This window comes from Dactylosporangium sp. NPDC000244 (assembly GCF_040300725.1).
In the GTDB taxonomy this organism is placed as follows: Bacteria; Actinomycetota; Actinomycetes; order Mycobacteriales; family Micromonosporaceae; genus Dactylosporangium.
This window is the reverse complement of the sequence record NZ_JBEPEH010000031.1, coordinates 1-23,599: the sequence shown is the minus strand read 5'-3', so window position 1 is coordinate 23,599 and position 23,599 is coordinate 1. Positions and strand designations below refer to the sequence as shown.

Annotated in this window: 17 protein-coding genes and 1 rRNA gene; 9 read left to right on the top strand and 9 right to left on the bottom strand. The window is 71.6% G+C overall.

From position 1 onward, the window contains the following. Positions 1-15 precede the first annotated feature (15 nt). Both ABT369_RS37260 and ABT369_RS37255 read right to left on the bottom strand, forming a co-directional pair. The gene (locus ABT369_RS37260) at positions 16-2,373 is read right to left on the bottom strand and encodes a glycoside hydrolase family 65 protein (protein ID WP_350619422.1); all 2,358 of its coding nucleotides are present in this window, start codon (positions 2,371-2,373) and stop codon (positions 16-18) included. After that, positions 2,370-3,101 carry a beta-phosphoglucomutase family hydrolase gene (locus tag ABT369_RS37255; protein WP_350619420.1) on the bottom strand — a complete coding sequence of 244 codons (732 nt, stop codon included), beginning with the start codon at positions 3,099-3,101 and terminating at the stop codon, positions 2,370-2,372. Before ABT369_RS37255 ends, ABT369_RS37260 begins: the two co-directional genes overlap by 4 nt. Positions 3,102-3,167: 66 nt before the next feature. Here ABT369_RS37255 and ABT369_RS37250 point away from each other — a divergent pair, with 66 nt between their 5' ends. Further along, positions 3,168-4,034 carry a hypothetical protein gene (locus ABT369_RS37250; RefSeq protein WP_350619419.1) on the top strand — a complete coding sequence of 289 codons (867 nt, stop codon included), beginning with the start codon at positions 3,168-3,170 and terminating at the stop codon, positions 4,032-4,034. 70 nt (positions 4,035-4,104) lie between these two features. On the opposite strand, the gene ABT369_RS37245 is transcribed toward ABT369_RS37250, so the two are convergent. Continuing rightward, entirely contained in the window at positions 4,105-5,634 is a 1,530-nt protein-coding gene (locus ABT369_RS37245) for a chitinase (RefSeq protein ID WP_350619417.1), read from the bottom strand. 352 nt (positions 5,635-5,986) lie between these two features. Here ABT369_RS37245 and ileS point away from each other — a divergent pair, with 352 nt between their 5' ends. After that, positions 5,987-9,118: an isoleucine--tRNA ligase gene (gene ileS, locus ABT369_RS37240; RefSeq protein ID WP_350619415.1), complete on the top strand. Its 3,132-nt coding sequence runs from the start codon at positions 5,987-5,989 to the stop codon at positions 9,116-9,118. Here ileS and ABT369_RS37235 read toward each other — a convergent pair. Continuing rightward, the gene (locus tag ABT369_RS37235; RefSeq protein ID WP_350619413.1) at positions 9,084-9,689 is read right to left on the bottom strand and encodes a helix-turn-helix domain-containing protein; all 606 of its coding nucleotides are present in this window, start codon (positions 9,687-9,689) and stop codon (positions 9,084-9,086) included. The two genes, ileS and ABT369_RS37235, sit on opposite strands and share 35 nt — an antisense overlap. A gap of 27 nt (positions 9,690-9,716) precedes the next feature. Here ABT369_RS37235 and ABT369_RS37230 point away from each other — a divergent pair, with 27 nt between their 5' ends. From ABT369_RS37230 to ABT369_RS37210, 5 genes are all read left to right on the top strand, one after another. Then, a complete protein-coding gene (locus tag ABT369_RS37230) occupies positions 9,717-10,349 on the top strand; it encodes a B3/B4 domain-containing protein (protein WP_350619411.1) in 633 nt (210 codons plus the stop codon). Further along, on the top strand, positions 10,346-11,182 hold the full coding sequence (locus tag ABT369_RS37225; protein WP_350619409.1) for an EamA family transporter: 837 nt from the start codon (positions 10,346-10,348) through the stop codon (positions 11,180-11,182). The genes ABT369_RS37230 and ABT369_RS37225 overlap by 4 nt, the downstream gene beginning before the upstream one ends. A 242-nt stretch (positions 11,183-11,424) precedes the next feature. After that, positions 11,425-12,129, top strand: coding sequence for a lysophospholipid acyltransferase family protein (locus ABT369_RS37220; protein ID WP_350619408.1), 705 nt, complete (start codon positions 11,425-11,427; stop codon positions 12,127-12,129). A gap of 183 nt (positions 12,130-12,312) precedes the next feature. After that, positions 12,313-13,569 carry an ATP-binding protein gene (locus tag ABT369_RS37215; RefSeq protein WP_350619406.1) on the top strand — a complete coding sequence of 419 codons (1,257 nt, stop codon included), beginning with the start codon at positions 12,313-12,315 and terminating at the stop codon, positions 13,567-13,569. Positions 13,570-13,755: 186 nt separating this feature from the next. After that, on the top strand, positions 13,756-16,281 hold the full coding sequence (locus ABT369_RS37210) for a VOC family protein (protein WP_350619404.1): 2,526 nt from the start codon (positions 13,756-13,758) through the stop codon (positions 16,279-16,281). A 61-nt stretch (positions 16,282-16,342) separates the two neighbouring features. Here the strand turns inward: ABT369_RS37210 and ABT369_RS37205 are convergent, their stop codons facing one another. The 4 genes from ABT369_RS37205 to ABT369_RS37190 are packed head-to-tail and all read right to left on the bottom strand — an operon-like array spanning position 16,343 to position 21,639. Continuing rightward, positions 16,343-17,314 carry a helix-turn-helix transcriptional regulator gene (locus ABT369_RS37205; RefSeq protein ID WP_350619402.1) on the bottom strand — a complete coding sequence of 324 codons (972 nt, stop codon included), beginning with the start codon at positions 17,312-17,314 and terminating at the stop codon, positions 16,343-16,345. Further along, complete coding sequence (locus tag ABT369_RS37200; RefSeq protein WP_350619400.1) at positions 17,314-17,670, bottom strand: DUF4233 domain-containing protein; 357 nt, start codon at positions 17,668-17,670, stop codon at positions 17,314-17,316. Before ABT369_RS37200 ends, ABT369_RS37205 begins: the two co-directional genes overlap by 1 nt. Beyond that, positions 17,667-18,989: a bifunctional folylpolyglutamate synthase/dihydrofolate synthase gene (locus tag ABT369_RS37195; RefSeq protein ID WP_350619398.1), complete on the bottom strand. Its 1,323-nt coding sequence runs from the start codon at positions 18,987-18,989 to the stop codon at positions 17,667-17,669. The genes ABT369_RS37200 and ABT369_RS37195 overlap by 4 nt, the downstream gene beginning before the upstream one ends. Before the next feature lie 28 nt (positions 18,990-19,017). Next, positions 19,018-21,639: a valine--tRNA ligase gene (locus tag ABT369_RS37190; protein ID WP_350619396.1), complete on the bottom strand. Its 2,622-nt coding sequence runs from the start codon at positions 21,637-21,639 to the stop codon at positions 19,018-19,020. 73 nt (positions 21,640-21,712) lie between these two features. Between ABT369_RS37190 and ABT369_RS37185 the strand changes: the two genes are divergently transcribed. Both ABT369_RS37185 and ABT369_RS37180 read left to right on the top strand, forming a co-directional pair. Next, positions 21,713-22,609 (top strand): hypothetical protein, encoded by an 897-nt coding sequence (locus ABT369_RS37185; protein WP_350619394.1) that lies wholly within the window; start codon positions 21,713-21,715, stop codon positions 22,607-22,609. 129 nt (positions 22,610-22,738) lie between these two features. After that, positions 22,739-23,377 (top strand): hypothetical protein, encoded by a 639-nt coding sequence (locus ABT369_RS37180; protein ID WP_350619392.1) that lies wholly within the window; start codon positions 22,739-22,741, stop codon positions 23,375-23,377. A 131-nt stretch (positions 23,378-23,508) separates the two neighbouring features. Here ABT369_RS37180 and rrf read toward each other — a convergent pair. Then, positions 23,509-23,599 (bottom strand): 5S ribosomal RNA (rrf, locus tag ABT369_RS37175); the annotation flags it as partial.

Here is a 23,599-nt window from a genome sequence, read left to right as displayed (position 1 = left end):
GGAATACCAGAGTACCTACCCGGGAACCTGTTCCTCTCGCTGCCGCCGGTGGGGTGCCCGCCCGCGGGGCTGTTTCGGGGCCGGCGTGCCGGGGTGCGGGTCGGGAATGGGCAGCGTGATGGGCTCGCCCGCCTTCACCGACACCTCCTTGCCGTGGTGGCGCAGTGCGACCTCGCCCTCGTCCACCGAGTACGTCGCCCGCCCGTGCTCGACCTCCACCCGCAGCACGTCGCCGTGGACGGTGAGCGCGAACTTGAGCCGCTCGATCCGCGCGGGCAGCCGGGGCACGAACGACAGCTCCCCGCCGTAGTCGCGCATGCCGCCGAAGCCGGCCACGATCGCCAGCCAGGTGCCGGCCAGCGAGGCCATGTGCAGGCCGTCGCCCGCGTTGTGCTGCAGGTCGTAGAGGTCGACGAAGGCCGCCTCGCCCAGGTAGTCGTAGGCGAGCTCGGTGTGCCCGACCTCGGCCGCCATGACCGCCTGGGTGCACGCCGACAGCGAGGAGTCACGGACCGTGCGCTCGTCGTAGTAGTAGAAGTTGCGGGCCTTCTCCTCCCGCGTGAACGCGTCGCCGCGCCAGTGCATCGCCAGCACGAGGTCGGCCTGCTTGACCACCTGGCGGCGGTACAGGTCGAAGTACGGGTAGTGCAGCAGCAGCGGGTAGTGCTCGGCCGGCGTGCTCGCGAAGTCCCACTCCTGGTGCAGGGTGAAGTTCACCGACTGCTGGTGCACGCCGAGGTCGTGGTCGTAGGGCAGGTGCACCTTCTCCGCCGCGTCGCGCCACGAGGAGATCTCCTCGTCGTCGACCCCGAACTCGCGGGCCTTCTCCGGGTGCCGCTCCGCCGCGTCGGCCGCCGAGCGCAGGTTCTGCTGCGCCATGAGGTTCGTGTAGATGTTGTCGTCGGCGATGGCCGAATACTCGTCCGGCCCGGTCACCCCGTCGATGTGGAACACGCCGTGGCGGTCGTGGTGGCCGAGCGAGCGCCACAGCCGGGCGGTCTCGACCAGCAGTTCCAGCCCCAGGTCGGCCTCGAAGCGGGTGTCGCCGGTCGCCTGCACGTAGCGCACCACGGCCGCGGCGATGTCGGCGTTGACGTGGAACCCGGCGGTCCCGGCCGGCCAGTAGGCCGAGCACTCCTGGCCGCGGATGGTCCGCCACGGGAAGGTGGCGCCCTTGAGCCCCAGCTGCCGGGCCCGGTCGCGGGCCAGGTCGAGCGTGTCGTGGCGCCATCGCAGCCCGTCGCGGGCCACCTGAGGGTGGGTGTACGTCAGCACCGGCAGCACGAAGCACTCGGTGTCCCAGAAGACGTGCCCGTCGTAGCCGCGCCCGGTGAGCCCCTTCGCCGCGATCGGGCGGGCCTCGGCGCGCGCCCCGGCCTGCATGAGGTGGAACAGCGCGAAGCGGACCGCCTGCTGGATCTCCGCGTCGCCGTCGACCTCCACGTCGGCCTGGGTCCAGAACTGGTCCAGGTAGGTCCGCTGGGCCTTGACCAGCCCGTCCCAGCCGCCGAGCATGGCCCCGGCCACGGCGCCGTGCACCTGGTCGCGGATCGCCTGCTGGGAGCGCTGGCTGGACCAGCCGTAGGCGAGGTACTTCACGATCCGCAGCCGCTGGCCGGGCTTCAGCTCGCAGGCGAACGTGGTGCGGGCCCAGTCCTCGGTGGTCTCGGTCTGCGTGCGCACCGGGACGGGTGCGGTGACCTCGTGGTCCATCTCGGCGCCGAGGCGCAGGCGGCTGGCGTTGGTGCGGTGCAACAGCTGGGCGTTGAGGTCGCGGGCGTACTGCCCCTCCGCGACCAGCGCGTGCCCGAGCACGGCGGAGACCCGCGGGTCCTTGCTCGGCGTCGGCACCTCCTCGTTGGCCACCAGCTCGGACTGCACGATGACCCGGGCCGGCTGGTCGACCGGCTCGACCTCGTAGAGGAACGCGGCGACCGAGCGCTGCTCCAGCGAGACCAGCCGGACCGTGCGCACCTTGATCCGCTGGCCGGCGGGCGAGGACCAGTCGACGTCGCGCAGCAGGGTGCCGGCGCGCAGGTCGAGCACCCGCTCGTGGCCGTGCAGCCGCCCGTACCGCACGTCGAACGGCTCGTCGTCGACCAGCAGCCGGAAGACCTTGCCGTTGGTGACGTTGAGGATCGTCTGCCCCTCCTCCGGGAAGCCGTACCCGGCCTCGGCGTAGGGCAGCGGGCGCTCCTCGTAGAAGGAGTTCAGGTAGGTGCCGGGCAGGCCGTAGGGCTCGCCCTCGTCCAGGTTGCCGCGCAGCCCCACGTGGCCGTTGGCCAGGGAGAACAGCGACTCGGTCTGGCCCAGCGCGTTGATGTCGAGGCTGGTCTCACGCACGGCCCACGGCTCGACGGGAAAGGCGCTCATGACTGCTCCCCCAGCAGCTCGCCCAGGTCTCGTACGACCACGTCGGCACCGCTTCGGCGCAGGTCCTCGCCGTGCTCGCCGCCGATCCGGTCGATGCCCACCACGAAGAACCCGCCGGCCCGGCCGGCCGCGACTCCCGCGAGGGCGTCCTCGAACACGGCGGCCCGGACGGGCTCGACGCCCAGCTCGCGCGCCGCCTCCAGGAACGTGTCCGGGGCCGGCTTGCCCCTGAGCCCGCGCTCGCGGATCGTCACCCCGTCGACCCGGGCCTCCAGCATCGGCGCCAGCCCCGTCGACGTGATGACCTGCAGCGTGTTGGCGCTGGAGCTCACGACCGCCCGGCGCAGTCCGGCCGCCTGTGCGCGCTCCAGGTAGGTCACCGAGGACGGATACGGTTGGAGCCCGCCCTGCTCGAGCAGCTTCAGCAGCAGCTCGTTCTTGCGGTTGCCCAGCCCGTTCACGGTCTGTTCATCCGGCGAGTCGTCGGGGGTGCCCTCGGGCAGCGAGATGCCCCGGGACGTCAGGAAGTCCCGCACGCCGGCCTCGCGGGGCTTGCCGTCCACATAGTCGTTGTAGTCGTGGACCGGGTCGAACTCCCGCAGGCCCCTGGTCTTGAGGAACTCGTTGAAGGTCGCGGTCCAGGCCTTGTTGTGCACCACCGCCGTCGGGGTCAGCACACCGTCGAGATCGAACAGGCACGCGGTCACATGATCCGGTAGACCCAGCACGATCCCGACGTTAGCCGCGAACAGCGAACTCTGCGCGGCGTGCGCGGGGTCGTTAGCCTTCGAGTTGTGACACAACCGCCGGACGAGTCGCCGAGCCAGCGGCAGCCGGCCTCCCCCACGTGGGTCGGCTCCGCCTCCGTGCCGTCGGACGGGTCCCGCCGGCGCCGCCAGTGGGAGGACACGCTCGACCTCCCGGCCCAGCCGGAGACCCGCCAGATGCCGCCGGTGCCGCGCACCCTGGATCTCCCGGCCGCGCCCGCCCGGCAACAGCCCCCCGAGATCCGCTATGTCCCCGTGGTCCCGCCCGGTTACGGTCCGCTGCCGCCCGGCTACCGCCCCGGCCCGTTCCCGCCCCCGCCGCAGTGGCGCCGCCGGCGTCGCAAGTGGCCGTGGGTGATGCTGTTCCTGCTCGTGCTGTGCGCGGGCTGCTGCGGCGGCTCCTACGCGTGGGCGCGGCCGTGGTGGGTGCAGTATCCGGCCTCGGTGAACGTCGACGCGGGCGTGGCCGGGCTGAACCGGCTCAACGACGCCGGCACGAAGAAGACGGCCGAGCAGCTGCAGACCGCGCTGACCTCCGATCACCTGGACGAGTCCGGGTTCACGGTGGCGTACCAGGACACGACCGACGGCAAGGCGAAGATCATCGTGTTCGGGGCCACCCGGTTCATCACGAACCCGTCGCGCGACCTCGAGGCCAGCCTGCGCAAGCTGGGCACGAAGATCCAGGTGCAGAACGTGCGCGAGGTCGACCCGGGGATGCTCGGCGGCGAGCAGCGCTGCGCCGCGTCCCGCCTCGACGGGCGCTCGGCCACCGTGTGCGGCTGGGCCGATCACGGGGTGATCGCGATCGCGGTCTTCGCCGGCAAGACCGTCGACGAGGCCTCCCGCTCGATGCAGAGCATCCGCGCGGCGATCGTCACCCGCGACAACTAGAACAGCCCCGGGGGACGGGCGCTGGGAACACCCGATCCCCCCGGGGCTGCCTGTTGGTGGAGGAAAGTCCTTACGGCAGTGTCGCCAGGTGCGGCTTCACCGTCTTCGCGAAGCCGTTGCCGTTCTTCACGTCCCAGTTGATCGACCAGGTCATCGCGCCGCGGATGCCCGGGTAGGTGTGCGGCGGCTTGAAAGTTCCGCAGTTCGTGCCGACCGCGAGGCAGTCGAGGGCCTGGTTGACCACGGACGGGGAGACCACGCCGCCGCCGGCCGCGCCCGTGCCCGCCGGCAGGCCCAGGGCCACCTGGTCGGGGCGCAGGCCGTTCTCCAGCTGGATGCACGCGAGGGCGGTGATGAAGTTGACCGTGCCCTGCGAGTACGCCTGCATCTGGTCGCAGCCGAGCATGCTGCCGGAGTTGTAGTACTGCGTGTAAACGACGGTCAGGATGTCCTTGATCGACAGGGCGAGGGCGAAGTAGCTGCTGCCCGTGGACTGCATGTCGATCGTCTGCGGCGCCATCGTGATGATGAGGTTCGCGCCGGCCTTGGCCCGCAGGGCGCGCAGGGCCTGCGCCATGTAGGTCGGGTTCAGCCCGTTCTCGAGGTCGATGTCGATGCCGTCGAAGCCGTACTGCTGCATCAGCGCGTAGGCGGTGTTGGCGAAGTTCGTGGCCGACGCCGAGTCCCCGACGCTGACCCGGCCGGTCTCGCCGCCAACGGAGAGGATGACCTTCTTGCCCCGCGAGTGCAGGGTCGCGATGTCCGCCTTCTGGTCCGCGTCGGAGTAGCCGCCGAGCGCGCTGGACAGGCCGGAGTCGGCCGCGTACGTGAGCGAGCCGGGCTGCGAGCCGGCCTCCGCGAACGCCACGTCGATGAGGTCGTACTCGCTGGGCACGTCCCGCAGCCGCAGCGGCGTCGCCGGGTTGACGAAGTTCTGCCAGTACCCGGTCAGGAAGTGCTTGGGCAGCGACCCGGTCGGGGTGCTCGGCGACGTCGACGGCGAGCTGCTCGGCGACTTCGAGGCCGACGGCGAGCTCGAGGGCGACTTCGACGGCGAGGCCGAGGCCGAGGGCGACTTGGACGGGGACGGCGTCGTCGGGCCGACCGTGGTCGGGTTGCCGCCGGGGCCGTTCACCGAGAAGTCGTCGGCGGTGTAGGCGGGCTGGCCGTACCAGCCGTGCACGTAGACGCTCGCCGTGGTCTGGCTCGCGCCCGTGGTGAAGGCGACCGACAGCTGCTGGTAGCCGCTGGTGCCCGGGGTCCAGGTGCTGGCGTCGACCCCGCCGGTCACGCCGATGAAGACGTAGGAGCCGTTGACCCAGCCCGACAGGGTGTACTTCGTGTTCGGCTGGACCGAGATCGTCTGCGAGCACTGGGCGGTCGTGCCGCCGGGCGTGCCGGCGAGCTTGTAGGAGCCCGAGTGCGCGGCCCCGGACGTGACCGACGCGGACTCGCAGGTCCAGCCGGAGGCGGAACCGGACTCGAAGCCGGGGTTGGTGAGCAGCTCGGCGGCGGAGGCGGGCAACGCGATCAGGACCCCGGCGAGGGTCAGGACCGCCGCGCCGGCCCCTGCGAGCAGGGTGACATGGCGTGGACGCATGGGCACTCCAGATGGGGGTGACGTCGATGGGCGTCGACGTGTTCCTCCACGTTCCACGCACCGGAATTTAATGTCAAGGTTTCTTTACTATTTGCTAAGGCTCCCTCGAATACCCGATTCCGTGTCGCGCTATCCTCGGTGTACAGGCTTTGACCCGGCCATCACCGGCGAGCCTCCGGAAGAACGGCCGCCCCGGCAGCCCAGTAGAACCGGACGGACACCGGCCCGTCACAGCCGGCCAACGAGCGGCCGCCGAACGCACGACCCCGGCGGCAAGCGGGGTGGTACCGCGGACCCGAGGGTTCGTCCCCGCGTGGATGCGACACCGACCACGCGAGGAGAGCGACCACCGATGGCCTACCCGATGCACCGCACGGGCACCGGCGTCCCCGCGAGCCCGAACCTCCCCGAAGTCGAGCGCGAGGTCCTGGACTACTGGTCCGGGGACGAGACGTTCCAGGCCTCGGTGGACCAGCGCTCCGCGGGCGACAACGGCTCGAACGAGTTCGTGTTCTACGACGGGCCCCCGTTCGCCAACGGCCTGCCCCACTACGGGCACCTGCTGACCGGCTACGCGAAGGACGTCGTCCCGCGGTACAAGTCCATGAAGGGCTTCCGCGTCGAGCGCCGCTTCGGCTGGGACTGCCACGGCATGCCGGCCGAGGTCGAGGCCGAGAAGCAGCTCGGGATCACCACGAAGGCCGAGATCCTCCAGCTCGGCGTGGACAAGTTCAACGCGGCCACCAAGGAGTCCGTGCTGCGCTACACCAGCGAGTGGGAGCGGTACGTCACCCGCCAGGCCCGCTGGGTCGACTTCGCCAACGACTACAAGACGCTCGACCTGCCCTACATGGAGAGCGTCATGTGGGCCTTCAAGACCCTGCACGACAAGGGCCTGGTCTACGAGGGCTTCCGGGTGCTGGCCTACTGCTGGCGCTGCGAGACGCCGCTGTCCAACACCGAGCTGCGCATGGACGAGGACGTCTACCGCGACCGGCAGGACCCCGCGCTGACCGTGGCCTTCACGCTGGAGACCGGCGAGAAGATCCTGGTCTGGACGACGACCCCGTGGACGCTGCCCTCCAATCTGGCCATCGCGGTCGGGCCCGAGATCGAGTACGCCCTCTTCGAGGAGGACGGGCAGCGGTACATCCTGGCCGAGTCCCGCCTCGGCGCCTACGAGAAGGAGCTGGCAGGCGCCACCCGGGTCGGGTCGGTCTCCGGGGCCGAGCTCGTCGGCCGGCGGTACACCCCCCTCTTCGGCTTCCTCGCGGACACCCCGAACGCGTTCCAGGTGATCGGGGCCGACTTCGTCACCACCGAGGACGGCACCGGCGTCGTGCACATGGCGCCGGCCTTCGGCGAGGACGACCAGAACGCGTGCGCCACGGTGGGCATCCCGACCGTCGTCACCGTCGACGAGCACACCCGGTTCACCTCGCTGGTCCCGGACTACCAGGGCCTGCAGGTCTTCGAGGCCAACAAGCCGGTGATCCGCGACCTCAAGGCGGCCGGCGTCGTCGTGCGCCACGACAGCTACACGCACTCCTACCCGCACTGCTGGCGCTGCGACACGCCGCTGGTCTACAAGGCCGTCTCGTCCTGGTTCGTGCAGGTCACCGCGTTCCGCGACCGGATGGTGGAGCTCAACCAGCAGATCACCTGGACACCCGAGCACATCAAGGAGGGCTCGTTCGGCAAGTGGCTGGCCAACGCCCGCGACTGGTCGATCAGCCGCAACCGGTTCTGGGGCTCGCCGATCCCGGTGTGGAAGTCCGACGACCCGCAGTACCCGCGCGTGGACGTGTACGGCTCGCTGGACGAGCTCGAGCGCGACTTCGGCGTGCGCCCGGGCGACCTGCACCGGCCCGAGATCGACAACCTGACCCGGCCCAACCCGGACGACCCGACCGGGCAGTCCGTCATGCGCCGCGTGCCCGAGGTGCTGGACTGCTGGTTCGAGTCCGGCTCGATGCCGTTCGCCCAGGTGCACTACCCGTTCGAGAACGCCGACTGGTTCGAGCACCACTACCCGGGCGACTTCATCGTGGAGTACATCGGCCAGACCCGCGGCTGGTTCTACACCATGCACGTGCTGGCCACGGCGCTGTTCGACCGGCCCGCGTTCAACAACTGCGTGTCCCACGGCATCCTGCTCGGCGAGGACGGGCGCAAGATGTCCAAGAGCCTGCGCAACTACCCGGACGTGTACCGGGTGTTCGACGAGTACGGCTCCGACGCCATGCGCTGGTTCCTGGTCTCCTCGCCGGTGCTGCGCGGCGGGGACATGCCGGTGACGGAGCCGGGCATCCGCGACTCGGTCCGCCACGTGCTGCTGCCGCTGTGGAACGTGTACTACTTCTTCTCCCTCTACGCCAACGCGGACGGGTACACCGCTCGGCGCCGGACCGACAGCGCCGACCTGCTCGACCGGTACGTGCTGGCCAAGACCGGCGAGCTGGTGGCCACGGTCGGGCGGCAGCTGGACGCGTACGACATCTCCGGCGCCTGCGGCACGGTGCGGGCCTACCTCGACGCGCTCACCAACTGGTACGTCCGCCGGTCCCGGGACCGCTTCTGGTCCGGCGACCACGACGCGTTCGACACGCTGTTCACCGTGCTCACCACGCTGGCCCAGGTCGTCGCGCCGCTCGCCCCGCTGACCGCGGAGGAGATCTTCCGCGGGCTGACGGGCGAGCGGTCGGTACACCTGACGGACTGGCCGGCCGCGGAGGACTTCCCGGCCGACCACAGGCTCGTGGCCGACATGGACGCGGTGCGCGAGGTGTGCTCGGCCGCGCTGTCGCTGCGCAAGGCCCGCGGGCTGCGGGTGCGGCTGCCGCTGTCGACGCTGACCGTGGCCACGCCGGACGCCGAGGCGCTGCGCCCGTTCGCCGCGCTCGTCGCCGACGAGGTCAACGTGAAGACGGTCGAGTTCACCGCGGACGTGGCCGCGCACTGCACGCCGGTGCTGACGCTGGTGCCGCGGGTGCTCGGCCCGCGCCTCGGCGGCCAGGTCCAGCAGGTGATCAAGGCGGTCAAGGCCGGCGACTGGAGCCAGGCCGGCGGGGTCGTGACGGCGGGCGGGGTGGAGCTGAGCGAGGGCGAGTACGACCTCAAGCTCGTCGCCGCCGACCCGACCCAGTCCGCGCCGCTGCCCGGCGGCGAGGGCGTGGTCGTGCTCGACAGCACCGTCACGCCGGAACTGTCGGCCGAGGGCGTGGCCCGCGACCTGGTCCGGGTCATCCAGCAGGCCCGCCGCGACGCCGACCTCAACGTGTCGGACCGGATCGTGGTCGTGGTCGACGGCCCCGAGTCGGTGGCGTCCGCCCTGGCCGTGCACGACTCGTTCGTGGCCGGTGAGACGCTGGCCAACTCGGTCTCGCTGGGCACGCTCATCGACGGCTTCGCGGGCGAGGTCGGCGAGGGCGAGGCCGTCAAGGTGACCGTCACGCCCGTCGGTCGTGCTCTCCCTGGGGCATGACGACGACCATCGTGAGGACCGCCTCCACCGGGCCGCTGTTGCGGTACCGGTGGGGGCGGTCGGCCTGGAAGTCGATGGTCTCCCCCACCGTCACCCGGTAGGCCGTCCCGTCGATCTCCGTTTCGAGCTCGCCGGCGTGGACGTGGATGATCTCCCGCGTGCGCGGCGTGTGGTCGCCGGAGTCGTGCTCCTCCCCCGGCGCCATCCGCCAGTCCCAGACCTCGACGAACGCGGGATCGTTGACGCCCCGCAGCAGCCGCCCGGTGCCGCCGTCCGGGCCGCGCCACAGCACCGCGGGCTCCTCGGCCCCGACGATCTTCACGACGGGCTCGGGCTCGGCCTCCAGCAGCCGCCCGATGCTCACCCCGAACGACTCCGCGACCCGGCACAAGGTGCCGATGCTCGGGTTCGTGCGGGCGCCCTCGATCTGCACGAGCATGCCCTTGCTCACACCTGAGCGGCTGGCGAGCTCGTCCAGCGACCAGCGTCTGCCCTGGCGAAGGCCCTTCACCTGACGCGCGATCGCCAGCTGGGCGTCCCGCTCGCGGTCGGTCAACATATTTTCCTTCACGGTCATTATTGTGGTACGACTAGCGGCATGTTCGCCGTTGCCGATGACGTTCTCGACCTGTGCCGTTCCGTGGGGCACGAGGCTACCGTGCTCGCGGTCCTCGCCGACGGGCTGCGCAACGGACCCGGCGATCCCGCACTGCTGCACGACGCCGTCGCGGCCGCGGGCGACCTGAGCGCGCCGCACCCCCACCTGGAGGCGTGGCGGGACGTGTACCGCGCATTCGGCGCCAAGCCCCAGCGCACCCCGTGCTCCGCGGAGGCGTTGCGCAAGCGGGCGGCCAAGGGCGATGTGCCCTCGGTGAACCGGATCGTCGACGCGTACAACGCCGTCAGCATCCGCTTCGCCGTGCCCATCGGCGGCGAGGACCGCGCGGCCCTCGTGGGCACCGAGCGCCTGGTCCGTGCGGCCGGCGACGAGCCCTTCGACGGAGCTCCGGCCGACGAGCCCCCGAAACCCGGTGAGGTCATCTGGCGCGACGACATCGGCGTGACCTGCCGCCGCTGGAACTGGCGCCAGGGCCGCCGCACCGCCCTGACCGAGGCGACGACCTCGGCCGTGTTCCTCCTCGAAGGCCTCGACATCGACCTGCGACCGGCGGCCGAGCGCCTGATCTCCCTGCTGGACGCGGAGTCGGCGACCATCGAGCAACTCGCATGATCGGCATCGCGCTCGCCGTCCTGTCCGGGCTGATCTGGGGCGTCGGCGACTTCTCCGGCGGCAAGGCCAGCCAGCGCGCCGACTCCCTGCTGGTCGTGGTGATCTCGAAGGCCGTCAGCCTGCCCGCGGTCGCCCTCTATCTCCTCCTCGTTCCCGGCGTCCTGCACGCCCGGGCCATCGGCTGGGGCGCGGCCGCGGGCGTCCTAGGCGTCCTGGGCATGTTCGTCTTCTACCGCGCGCTGGCCGGCGGCGCGATGGCGATCGTCGCCCCCATCAGCGCCGTGACCACCGCCCTCATCCCCGTCGCGTTCGGGCTGGCCGCGGGCGAGCGCCCCGGCACCCTGGCCCTGGCCGGCGCCGCCTGCGCGATCGCCGCGATCGGCCTGGTGAGCGCCGCGGGCGGCACCGGCGGCCCGGTCACCGGCAGGCTCGTCGCCCTGGCCCTGCTCTCCGGCGCCGCGTTCGGCCTGTTCTTCACGTGCCTGTCGAGGGCCGGCGACGACGCGGGCCTGTGGCCGATCGCGGGCGCCCAGGTCGCCGCGATCGCGCTCGGCGCCCCGTTCGCCCTGCTCCGCCTGCGCCGCAACGGCCTGCGGCTGGACCCTTCGTCGCGGCGCTGGCTGGTGTCCGCCGGGCTGCTCGACATGAGCGCCAACGCGCTGTACGTCCTCGCCGTGACCCGCGGCGACCTGAGCATCATCGCGCCGATCGCCGCCCTGTACCCGGTCTCGACCGTCCTGCTGGCCATGCTCGTCGACCGCGAGCGCCTGCGCCCGATCCAGCTCGCGGGCCTCGGCCTGGCCGCGACCGCCCTGGTCCTCGTCGCCTCCTAACCCCCGGTCCGCCCGGGCTGCGCCGGCGCCGGATTCCTCGCCCGGATCGCCCTCGACGGCCCGGGGCGCGGGGCCGGGCCGAAGCGTCGCGAAATCCGAACCTCGTCGCGGCTCACATCATCGACCGGACGGCTCACCCTTCGCCGGGTGGTGTTGCCCACCATGTGACCCGCCCGGCTGCCATTGCCGCGACCGGCCGTTAGAGTGTGCGGCAGCGTCGAGTTGAGCCTGGTGGAGGGCATTTGTCCGCGCTTTATGCGGTCGGCAAGATGACCGTGGCACCGACGGTCCGGATTCTCTGGCACCCCAAAATCATCGGCCTCGACAACGTGCCGAAGACCGGCCCAGCGATCCTCGCCAGCAACCACCAGTCGGTGCTCGACTCGGTGATGATGGGCGCCATCGCCCCGCGCAATGTGTACTTCCTGGCCAAGGACCAGTACTTCCGCGGCCCCGGCCTCAAGGGCGCGGCCCTGCGCAACATCATGTACGGCCTGAACCAGATCCCGGTCGACCGCTCCGGCGGCCGAGCCAGCCTCCTGGCCCTGGACGCCGCCCTGCCCGTCCTGCGCGCCGGCCACGTGCTCGGCATCTTCCCGGAGGGGACACGCTCGACCGACGGCCGCCTGTACCGCGGCCGCCCCGGCGTGGCCAAGCTGGCCCTGGACGCGCCGGCCCCGATCATCCCGGTCGGCCTGATGGGATTCGACCAGGTCATGCCTGTGGGCGCCAGGCTGCCGAAGCTCGGCCCCAAGGTCGAGGTGCGCATCGGCGAGCCGCTCGACCTGAGCCAGTGGCAGGGCGGCGGCGAGGTGGACAGCCGCGCGCTGCGGGAGGTCACGTTGAAGCTCATGAACGCGATTCAGCAGCTGACCGGGCAGGAGTATGTCGGGCGGTACGCGCCGAAGCGGCCCGACCAGATCGCGGCCGCGGAGCCGGACGCCTGAGCTGGGGCCGGAGCCGGAGTCAGGGCGGCGCTCGCGGCAAATCGGTGCGGCCATCGTCGGCAGATCGGTGCGGCCATCGTCGGCAGATCGAAACCCAACCCTTCGGCAGATCTAAAGCCACCCCATCGGCAGATCGAAAGCGCCCGCGTCGGCAGATCGAAGGCCGACCGGTAGTCTGAACCCGTGCGCCGAGCCGCCGAATACCTGCCCCGCCACGCCGCCGACCTGGTCCTCGAGGCCCTCGAAGACACCCGCGTGGTCGTCCTCAACGGCGCCCGCCAGGTCGGCAAGAGCACCCTCGCCGAGCTCGTCCTGCGCCAGCACCCCGGCGGCGTCGCGCGCTTCCTGGACAATCCCGGCACGCGTACGGCCGCCCAGGCCGACCCGATCCGCTTCGTCCAGCACGAGGGGCTCATGCTCATCGACGAGGTCCAGCGCGTGCCCGACCTCTGGCTGGCCATCAAGCACGTCGTGGACCGCGACCCCCGCCCCGGGCGGCTGCTGCTCACCGGCTCCGCCCGCCTCCTCGCCCTGCAGAGCGTGCCCGACGCCCTGCCCGGCCGCTCCGAGACGATCGAGCTCTGGCCGCTCTCCCAGGGCGAGATCGACGGTGCCCCCGACGGGTTCGTCGACGCCGCGTTCCGGCTCGGCCCCGAGCTCACCGCGGCGGCCTCCGAGGCCCCGGGCTTCTCCCGCCGCGACGGCCTGGCCCGGGCCCTGCGCGGCGGATACCCCGAGGCCGTGCGCCGCGAGACTCCCCGCCGGCGCGAGCGCTTCTTCGAGGGCTACCTCGACGACGTCATCACCCGCGACGTGAAACAGGTCGCCGACATCGAGAAGGCCGGCGACATGCGGCGGCTCGTGTCGCTGCTGGCCGCCCAGACCGCGGGCCTGCTCAACGTGAACCGGCTCGCCGGCGAGCTGAGCCTGTCCGCGCCGACGGTCCGGCGATACGTCGAGATCCTCGAGACCATCTACCTGGTCCGCCTGATCCCGGCCTGGTCCGCGAACGCCACGACCCGGACGGTGGCCACCCCGAAGGTCGTCTTCGTCGACCCCGGCCTCGCCGGGTTCCTGTCCACCGGCGCGACCGGCGGCATGCCCGAGGGCGGCCTGATCGAGAACTTCGTGGTGAGCGAACTGGCCCGCCAGCTGACCTGGGCGCGCAGCTCGATCCGCCTGTTCCACTACCGCGACCGCGACCAGTACGAGGTCGACGCCGTCCTCGAGGACAACGCCGGCAACGTGGTCGCGATCGAGGTGAAGGCGGCCGAGACCGTCCGGGCCGAGGACTTCCGCGGGCTGCGGCTGCTCCAGCGCCGGCTGGGCGAGCGCTACCGTGCGGGCTTCGTCCTGTACTGCGGCACCGAGCCCCTCAGCTTCGGCGACGGCCTCGGCGCCCTGCCGATCTCGGCCCTGTGGACGACGCCGCCCGACTGAACCGCCGGGTTACCGGAAATCGCTCCGGGCCGATTTCATACGATCGACCTCGGCGAATGTCGTTGGCATCCGATCAACGACGGCGCAGAAATACCCGGATTGTGCCCGGCCCCGCCAGCGTGCCGGAGACTTCCGTTTCGGTAATGATCAGGCATAGCCTGGTGTCAGTCGTCTGGGGAGGTCGACTTGCCGTCCAGCAACCGTGCGTCATCGAGCGACAGCCGGAACCTGGTCATCCTGTTGATGGTGGTGATCGGCGGGTTCCTGGCTTTCTGCGGCCTGGGCATGTCGAGCCCGCTCGTCATCGCGCTCGGCGTGATCGTGGCCCTGGCCGGCCCGGTGATGATCGCTGTCGTCAACAATCGCAACAAGGTCCGGCTGTACGTCCAAGGCACCGCCGTCGTCGAAGAGATCACGGCCCGCCCGACCCAGGAGGGGCGCTCGGCCCGCGGCCGGCTGAAGCTCACCATCACCGCGACCGGCATCCGGGGCGTGACCGTCAGCGGCACCGACCCCGCCATCCCGATCGAGAAGTGGCCGGAGCGCGGCGCGACCCTGCCCGTGCAGGTGCTCAAGGGCGCCCCGCGCAAGTTCACGGTGCTGTGGGAACGCGTCCAGACGCACCAGGAGGTCGTCCTCGCCGAGCAGCGCCGCCCGGCCGACGACCTCGAAGACGACTACAGCGCCCTGAACGCCCAGCTGGACAAGGCCCGCCAGGACATCTACGACCCCGACGAGCCCTACCGCCGCCCGGGCACCTACCTGCCGCCCGACAACTCGACCACGCTGACCGACCTCCCCCCGGTCAAGGCCGAGACCGCGGACGCGCGGGTGGCGACGGTCGCCCCGCCCGCTCCCGCCGAAGCCGAGCAGATCCCGGACGCGGCGGCCGGCCGCCCGTCGCTGCGCGGCTACTTCGGCTTCCCGACCCGCCAGAGCAAGCCCCGCCACGCCGCGGGCGGCGGCGGTCCGGCCCACCGCACCGATCAGCCGATGGGCGCGGCCACGACCTTCCCCCAGCCGGCCACCGCCGAACCCGAGACCGGCACCGCGGAGCCGAAGACCGAACCGAAGACCGAACCGAAGATCGGGCCGGGAGCCAAGCCAGGGGCCGAGCCGAAGATAGGGCCCGGGGCCGAGCCCGGAGCCGAGGCGAAGGCCGGGCCTGGGGCCGAGCCGGAGGCCGAGGCGAAGGCCGGGCCTGGGGCCGAGCCGGAGGCCGAGGCGAAGACTGAGGCGAAGACCGGGCCGGAGGCCGAGTCGGAGACGATCGAGGAGGCCGCCGCGGCGGAGTCCTGGCCGGAGCCGACCGAGACCCGCCCGACGGTCATCGGCGAGGAGGACGAGCCGATCATCATGCGGCTCCGCTCCACCCCGCGCCCCGGCGGCAGCCAGCACCGCCGCCCCAGCCCGCACCCGCGCTCCGGCGCGCACGACCGGGTCCGCCGCAGCCGCCCGGGACGCACCCGCCCGGTCACGCCGGAGCCACCGGCGCTCCCCGAGGCCCTCGCGGCGACACAGGCCGAGCCGATCCCCGCGATCCCGGACGAGCAGGCCGAGCCCCAGGCGGTCCTGGACACCACGCAGGCCGAGCCGATCCCCGCGACCTCGGACGAGCCGGCCGAGCCCGCAGCGGCCCTGGACACCACGCAGGCCGAGCCCGAAGCAGCCCCGGACACGCGGACCGGGCCGCTCTGGGCCGAGACCGTCGACGCCGAGGCGGAGGGGACGACCGAGGACCCGCAGGGAAAGCCGGGGGCGTACACCATTCCGGAGTCCGGCTCGATGGTCCCCGCCCCGCAGGCTAACCCCGAGGTCGAGTGGTGGACGAGCGCGGACGAACCGCGCCCCGCCGCCGCGTACTACCCCGACCGCGAGTCCGAACTCCCCCCGACCCGCGGCACGCACGCCGATCCGCCCGTCATCGAAGGCGAGCTGGCAGACCCCCAACCCGAAGCAGACACCCGACCCGAAGCAGGTACCCGACCCGAAGCAGGCACCCAGCCAGAAGCGGAAGCCGAGACCCAAGAGGAGCGCACCGGCTCCGCGTGGTCGGTCAACGGCAAGGGCCTCTACAGCGCCCCGCCCGTCCTGCGCGCCCCCGCCGACGAGGACGACGACGAGGAGCCGGTGTCCCCCGACCCGTACGCGTCGGAGCACTACCTCCCGCCGGACGACGAAAGCAACGGAAGCAACGGAAGCAACGGAAGCAACCACAACAACGGAAGCGGCCGCGGCGACGAGGAGGACGCCGACGCGCTCGAGGAGCAGCCGCTCAGCGAGGGCGCCGTGGCCGAGTTCCTGGCCGCCGGCCCGCGCCGACAGCAGACCACGCCCCTCGACGGCGTCAACGGCGTCAGCATCACGCTCATCGTGTCCGACCTGCAGCGCTCCCGCCGCTTCTACCGCGACACCCTCGGCCTGACCGAGCTCGACAGCGGCGAGACCAGCGCCGTGCTCGAGACCGGCACCGCGCGGGTCGTGCTGCGCCGCGTCGCCGACATGCCGCCCGTCGACCGCCGCGTGGTGCACCTGAACCTCGACGTGCCGGACGTGTACGACGCCTACGAACGCCTCCGCGAGCAGGGCGTCGACTTCGTCCACCGGCCCCGCACGGTGCCGCAGGGCGAGCAGCTGGAGCTGTGCTCGGCGACCTTCCGCGACCCGGACGGCCACGCGATCGCCCTGACACGCTGGGAGCTACGCCGCTGAGCAGCACACGCTGGCAGCTACGACGCTGAACAGCACGCCGGAAACAGAGCGCGAGAGAGAGCTAAGACGCTGAGTAGAGCCGGCCCAGCGCGGCCGCGTCGGCGATCATGAGCGAGCGCAGTTCGGGCGGCGCGACCACCTCGAGGTCCGGCCCGAACCGCGCGAAGGCGACCCGCGCGTGCTCCAGCGACTCGATCGGCACGTCCACCCGCACCCAGCCGTCGCCCGAGTCCACGGCCGACTCGCGCAGCGCCCGTTCCGCGACCGGCCCGAGCAGGAACCACAGCGAGACCGCCCGAGGCGACAGCCGCACCGTGGCCGAACCCCCGGCATAGAGCGTCGACTGCAGCCGGTCGGAGAACTCCAGCCAGTACCGGCGAAGATCGAAGTCGGCCGGGCGCGTGAAGTGCTCGTCGGTCAGGGCGAGCGACGAGATCCGCGAGACCCGATAGGCGTTCGTCCGCGAGCGGCCGACCGCGACCACGTACCACGCGGTGCCCTTGAGCACGAGCCCCAGCGGCGAGACCAGGCGCGACACGGAAACGCCGTCCCACTTCTGGTACGACATCTGGATCCGGCGCTGCTCCCAGACAGCCGTCGCGACCGTGTCGAGGTGCGGCGGCGCCTCCGGATCGCGGAACCAGCCCGGGGCGTCGACGTGGACGCGCTGCTGCACGCGCCCGGCCATCGTGCGCTGCTCGGCCGGCAGGGCCGCCAGCAGCTTGAGCCGCGCTGCGTCGAGCATCGGCCCGAGCCCGAGATCCCCGGCCGTCGCCCCGCTGCCGGCGAGGAAGAGCGCGGCCGCCTCATCGCTGGTCAGCCCCGTGAGACTGGTTCGGTACCCGTCCAGCAGCGCGAACCCGCCCGCCGGACCACGATCTGCGTACACGGGCACGCCCGAGGCGGACAGGGCCTCGATATCGCGGTACACCGTGCGCACCGACACCTCGAGCTCGTCCGCGATCTGCTGCGCGGTCAGCCGGCCCCGGGTCTGCAACAGCAGCAGCGTCGACAGGAGCCGGCTGGCGCGCATCAGTCGGGCTTGTTCGCGTAGACGGATCGGCGCACGTAGAGCGCGTACAGCCAGGCCGGCCCGAACACGAGCCCGAGCGCGAGCAGCGACCAGTGCAGGAACCCGCCCGCGAGCAGCACGACCTGCACGACCAGCCCGGCGATCCACGCCCACGTGCGCTTCATGAACCCGCACAGCAGGAAGCACACGACCGCGAGCACCGCGCACACCCAGATCGCCCCGGTGGTGTTCCCGTGGCCGAGCTTCGCGAGCGGGAGGAGCGCCAGCAGCAGTACGACACCCTCGACGGCGAGGCCCGCGGCCCCGACGCCCCGCACGGCCGCGCCCGGGTTCTTCAGTCCGGCGGGCGAGCTCATCGCTTCAGCAGCCCGCGCGCGTCGGCCACGGTCACGACCGAGCCGGTGACGAGAATCCCGACGGTGCCGGGCACGGCGTTGTCGCTCTCGGCGAGCGTGACGGCCGCGTCGATCGCGTCCGGCAGGTCCGGCACGACCCGCACCCGATCCCCGCCCCAGAGCTCCTCGGCGATCTGCGCCAGCTGCGCGAGCGGCATCGCGCGGGTCGAGCTGTTGCGGGTCACCACGATGCTCTCCGTGATCGGCTCCAGCAGCTCCAGCATGCCCTCGACGTCCTTGTCGGCGAGGGCCGCGACGACCGCGACGAGCCCGCTGAACGCGAACTCCTCAGTCAGCGCCCGGACCGTGGCCTGCATGCCGTGCGCGTTGTGGGCCGCGTCGAGCAGGATCGGCGGCGAGTTGCGCACCCGCTCCAGCCGACCGGGCGAGGTGGCCCCGGCGAACCCGTCGCGCACCGACTCGGCGTTGAGCGCCCGCTCGGCGCCCGCGCCCAGGAACGCCTCGACCGCCGCCAGCGCGATGGCCGCGTTCTGCGCCTGGTGCTCACCGTGCAAGGGCAGGAAGATTCCCTCGTACACCCCGGAGAGCCCCTGCAGCGTGAGCGCCTGCCCGCCGACGGCGAGATCACGGTTGACCACCCCGAACTCGCGCCCCTCCCGGGCCACGGTCGCCCCGACCTCGGCGCAGCGCTCCAGAATCGGCCGCATCGCCTCCTCGGGCTGCAGCGCGCAGATGAGCGTCGAGCCCTTGTGCACGATCCCGGCCTTGGCCCAGGCGATCTCCTCGATCGTGTCCCCGAGCCACTCGGTGTGGTCGAGGCCGATCGGCGTGATCACCGTGGTCTGGGCCTGCAGCACGTTCGTCGAGTCGTCCGCGCCGCCGAGGCCGACCTCGACCACGGCCACGTCGACGGGCGCGTCGGCGAACGCCGCGAACGCCATCGCCGTGGTCATGTCGAAGTACGTCAGCGGGGCGTCGGCGGTGGCGTCGAGGTACTCGGCCAGCGGCGCCACCTCCTCGTACACCTCGACGAACTTCTCCTCGCTGATCGGCTCGCCCTCGATGCTGATCCGCTCGGTGATGCTCTGCAGGTGCGGGCTCGTGTACCGCCCCGTCCGCAGCCCGTGCGCCCGCAGCAGCGAGTCGATCATCCGGGCCGTCGACGTCTTGCCGTTCGTGCCGGTCAGGTGGATCGCCGGGAACGCCCGCTGGGGGCTGCCGAGCGAGTCGAGCAGCCCCTCGATGCGCGACAGGTCGAACACCATGCGGGTGAACCCGCGGGCGTTCAGCTCCTGGTCGACCTCGGTGAAACGCGTCATGCCGGCCCTCCGCTTCGCTCCGGACCGGTCACTGCAACGCTTCCAGCTGGGCCGCGACCCGGGCCAGATCCGCCTCGGCGGTCTCGAGCCGCTCCCGGATCTTGGCCACCACCGCCTCCGGTGCCTTGCCGGTGAAGGCCGGGTTGCCGAGCTTGGCCCGGCACTGCGCCGCCTCCTTCTCCGCCGCCGCCTGGTCCTTCGTGAGCCGGGCCCGCTCGGCCGCGACGTCGATCGCGCCCCGGGTGTCGAGCTCCACGGTGACCCCCACGCCGACGGCCAGCTTCGCCGTCGCCGCGAAGTCCCCGCCGGCCGCGTCAAGCCGCGCCAGGGACCGCATCAGCCCCTCGTGCGCGGCCAGCCCGGCCGCGGCCAGCCCCTCGAGCCGGGCCACCACCCGCTGCGCCGGCTTCACACCCTGGTCGGCGCGGAACCGGCGCACCTCGGTGACGACGCGCTGCAGGTTCTCGACCTCGCGCTCGGCCGAGTCGTCGGCGAGCTCCTTGTCCGGCGTCGGCCACTCGGCGCGGACCACGGTCGGCCGGCCGGTGAGCGTCGTCCACAGCTCCTCGGTCACGAACGGCATGATCGGGTGCAGGAGCCGCTGCAGGCTCTCCAGCACGTGCCCCAGCACCCGGCGAGTGCGCGCCTTGGCCGCCTCGTCGTCGCCGGTCAGCACCGGCTTGGTCAGCTCCAGATACCAGTCGCAGACGTCGTCCCAGGCGAAGTGGTACAGCGTGTCACACACCTTCGCCAGCTCGAACGCCTCGAACTGCTGGTCGACCTCGCCGATCACGTGCTGCAGCCGGGACAGGATCCAGCGGTCGACGGTGCTCAGGTCCTCCGTGGGCAGTTCGCCCTCGACGGTGGCGCCGTTGGCCAGCCCGTAGCGCGTCGCGTTCCACAGCTTGTTGGCGAAGTTGCGGGCGCCCTGCACCCACTCCTCGCTCACCGGCACATCCGCGCCCGGGTTCGCCCCGCGCAGCAGCGTGAACCGGGTCGCGTCGGCGCCGAACCGCTCGATCCAGTCCAGCGGGTCGACGACGTTGCCGAAGGACTTCGACATCTTCTTGCCGTACTGGTCGCGGACCATGCCGTGCAGCATCACGACGTCGAACGGCTGCCGCCCGTCCATCGCGTACAGACCGAACATCATCATCCGGGCGACCCAGAAGAACAGGATGTCGTACCCCGTGACGAGCACGCTGGTCGGATAGAACTTCGCGAGGTCCGGGGTCTCGTCGGGCCAGCCGAGCGTCGAGAACGGCCACAGCGCCGAGCTGAACCAAGTGTCGAGCACGTCGGCGTCCTGGGTCCAGCCGTCGCCGGCCGGCACCTCGTCGTCCGGGCCCACGCACACGACCTCGCCGTTCGGGCCGTACCACACCGGAATCCGGTGCCCCCACCACAGCTGTCGCGAGATGCACCAGTCGTGCATGTTGTCGACCCAGCCGAAGTACCGCTTCGTGAGCTCCGGCGGCTCGACCCGCACCCGCCCGTCGCGCACCGCGTCGCCCGCGGCCCGGGCCAGCGGCTCGGTGCGCACGAACCACTGCAGCGACAGCCGCGGCTCGACCGTCGTGTTGCAGCGCGAGCAGTGCCCGACCGCGTGCATGTACGGCCGCTTCTCCGCGACGATCCGGCCCTCCGCGCGCAGCGCCGCGACGACCGCCGGCCGCGCCTCGAACCGGTCCAGGCCCAGGAACGGCCCGTGCACCGTGATCACGCCGTGGTCGTCCATGATCGTGAGGCTCGGCAGGTCGTGGCGCTGGCCGATCTCGAAGTCGTTCGGGTCGTGCGCCGGGGTCACCTTGACCGCGCCGGTGCCGAACGCCGGGTCGACGTGCGCGTCCGCGACGATCGGAATCCGCCGCCCGGTCAGCGGCAGCTCGACCTCGGTGCCGATCAGGTGCTGGTACCGCTCGTCGTCCGGGTGCACCGCGACCGCCGTGTCGCCGAGCATCGTCTCGGCGCGCGTGGTCGCCACGACGATCGCGTTCTCGCCGTCGCCGTAGCGGATCGACACGAGCTCGCCGTCGTCGTCGGAGTGCTCGACCTCGATGTCACTCAGCGCGGTCAGGCACCGCGGGCACCAGTTGATGATGCGCTCGGCCCGGTAGATGAGCCCGTCGTCGAAGAGCCGCTTGAAGATCGTCAGCACGGCCCGCGACAGGCCCGCGTCCATGGTGAACCGCTCGCGGCTCCAGTCCACGGAGTCCCCGAGCCGCGTCATCTGCCCCAGGATCTTGCCGCCGGACTCCTGCTTCCACTGCCACACGCGCTCGACGAACGCCTCGCGGCCCAGGTCGTGCCGGGACAGCCCGTCGGCGGCCAGCTGCCGCTCCACCACGTTCTGGGTGGCGATGCCGGCGTGGTCCATGCCGGGCAGCCAGAGCGTTTCGTACCCCTGCATCCGTTTGCGCCGCGTCAGCGCGTCCTGGACCGAGTGGTCGAGCGCGTGGCCGATGTGCAGGGAGCCGGTGACGTTCGGCGGCGGGAGCACGATCGAGAACGGCGGCTTGTCGCTTCCCGCGTCCGCCTTGAACAGACCGTCGGCTACCCATTGCTCATACCGCCGCTGCTCGACCTCGCCAGGGGCATACTGAGCCGAGAGCTCCGGGGTTGCTTGCCCCGGGCGTGGAGTATCCGTCACACGCAAAGTCTAGAACTGTCGCGCAGGGGGTCTACGCTCGCCATTGCCCCTACACTCAGGAGACTGATCGACGGTGACCTACCCGCCGCAGAACCCGGACGACGAGCCGCGCTCCGAGCCCTTCCGGCCCATCTCGTATGACCTCGCTCCGGAGTACGGCACAACCCCGCCGGTGAACAACCCGGGCCCCTATCCGCCGCAGCAGCCGCCACCACAGCCGCAGCAGCCGCAGTATCCGGTGTCGGGCCCCGGCTATCCGGTCTCGGCCCAGCCGTATGGTCAGCCGCCGCCTTACCAGCAGCCGCCCGCGCCGGCCTACCCGCCGGCGTACCAGCAGCCCGGCCCCGGTTTCGCGCCCCCGCCGCCGCCCCGCAAGGGCAAGGGGCTGAAGATCACCCTCAGCGTCGTCGGCGGCGTCTTCCTGGTCTGCGGGCTGATCGCGTGCATCGCCCTGTACCCGATCTACCGCGACTCCGGCGCGCATGTGACCGCCCCGCCGACGCTCCCGGGCGGCCTCACCAAGCAGGAGACCCAGCAGTCGGAGGCGCTCAAGTCGAGCATGGAGTCCGACCTGCGCGGCAGCATCGACAACATCGACGAGATCGAGACCGGGGTGTACTCCGCGGCCAAGGACGACGACCCGACGAACGTGGTCATCCTCGTCGCCGCGACGGGCACGTTCTTCTCCCCCGGCTCGGAGGTCGACTCCGCGTTCAAGGGCTTCGGCACCAGCAGCGGCTTCACGACGGTGACCCCGCCGACCGACTACCCCGCGGGCAAGCTGGGCGGCACGGTGAAGTGCGGGAGCAGCAAGTACAACGTCGGCTCGGGCTCGGACAGCCTGAAGATGAGCATGTGCGTGTGGGCCGACCACGGCAGCGTGGGCCTGGTCGTCTTCATGGGCCAGGACATCAGCGGCGCGTCGACCCGCTTCGTCGACATCCGCGAGGCGGTCCAGACCCGCAGCTGATCACCGCTGGCACTTCGACGACAGGGGCGCTCGACGCGCCCCTGTCGCGTTTCCGCCCTCTTCCGCCGCTCGACGCCCGGCCGCGCTACTAGGCCCCGCCCGTTGAGCCTGAGTTGCTACAGTGCGCCGATGGTCGACCCCGACGGCGGTCCCGCCGGTCTGTACTACGAAGACGACGACGATGACGCCTCCGAGGCCCCGGCGAGCCGCGTCCCCCTGAAGCGCATCGCGATCATCACCGGCTCGGTCGCGGCCGCGGCCGTGCTGGTCTCAGGGATCTTCTACGGCCCCACCTTCTTCCGCGTGCTGGGCCAGAGCGACACCGAGATCAAGTCCCCGGAGAAGGTCGGCGCCTTCACCCTCGACAAGAGCGACGGCGCCCAGCAGACCAGCGAGTACATCCGCGACGCCATCGCCTCCAAGGTGAGCCTCGACAACAGCGTCGGCCTCATCTACCGCGACGGCAAGACGGACGCGATCCTCGTGGCCGGCACCGCGCGCATCTGGAAGCCCGAGGACACCCTGAAGACCGCCTTCGACATGCTGACCGACGACAAGGGCGGCGTGCGCGACACCAAGGACGTCGACGCCGGCGCCCTGGGCGGCACCATGCGCTGCGGCACGACCAAGGTGGACGACGCGGACCTGACGGTGTGCGGCTGGGCGGACAACGGCTCCCTGGGCGTGGCCCTGTTCTCCAACAGCCCGGTGTCCGACTCCGCCAAGTCCCTGCTCGAGCTCCGGACCGCGGTGGAGCACCGCGGCTGACCGGTCTCAACGGATCGCGCACAAACAAAAAAAGCCGGCCCCGCAGCAAGCGGGGCCGGCTCAAAAAGGCAACGTGCCCAGGAAACGCTTCAGGGGCTCACAGAATTCGGTGAGCCCCTGAAGGAAGGTTTGTCCGGCGGCGTCCTACTCTCCCACACTCTCTCGGGTGCAGTACCATCGGCGCTGGAGGGCTTAGCTTCCGGGTTCGGAATGGGACCGGGC

Bases quoted from the DNA above. Each gene is read 5' to 3' on its own strand.
- ABT369_RS37260 (WP_350619422.1), bottom strand. From the start codon at position 2,373: ATGAGCGCCTTTCCCGTCGAGCCGTGGGCCGTGCGTGAGACCAGCCTC.
- ABT369_RS37245 (WP_350619417.1), bottom strand. From the start codon at position 5,634: ATGCGTCCACGCCATGTCACCCTGCTCGCAGGGGCCGGCGCGGCGGTC.
- ileS (WP_350619415.1), top strand. From the start codon at position 5,987: ATGGCCTACCCGATGCACCGCACGGGCACCGGCGTCCCCGCGAGCCCG.
- ABT369_RS37230 (WP_350619411.1), top strand. From the start codon at position 9,717: ATGTTCGCCGTTGCCGATGACGTTCTCGACCTGTGCCGTTCCGTGGGG.
- ABT369_RS37225 (WP_350619409.1), top strand. From the start codon at position 10,346: ATGATCGGCATCGCGCTCGCCGTCCTGTCCGGGCTGATCTGGGGCGTC.
- ABT369_RS37205 (WP_350619402.1), bottom strand. From the start codon at position 17,314: ATGCGCGCCAGCCGGCTCCTGTCGACGCTGCTGCTGTTGCAGACCCGG.
- ABT369_RS37200 (WP_350619400.1), bottom strand. From the start codon at position 17,670: ATGAGCTCGCCCGCCGGACTGAAGAACCCGGGCGCGGCCGTGCGGGGC.
- ABT369_RS37195 (WP_350619398.1), bottom strand. From the start codon at position 18,989: ATGACGCGTTTCACCGAGGTCGACCAGGAGCTGAACGCCCGCGGGTTC.
- ABT369_RS37180 (WP_350619392.1), top strand. From the start codon at position 22,739: ATGGTCGACCCCGACGGCGGTCCCGCCGGTCTGTACTACGAAGACGAC.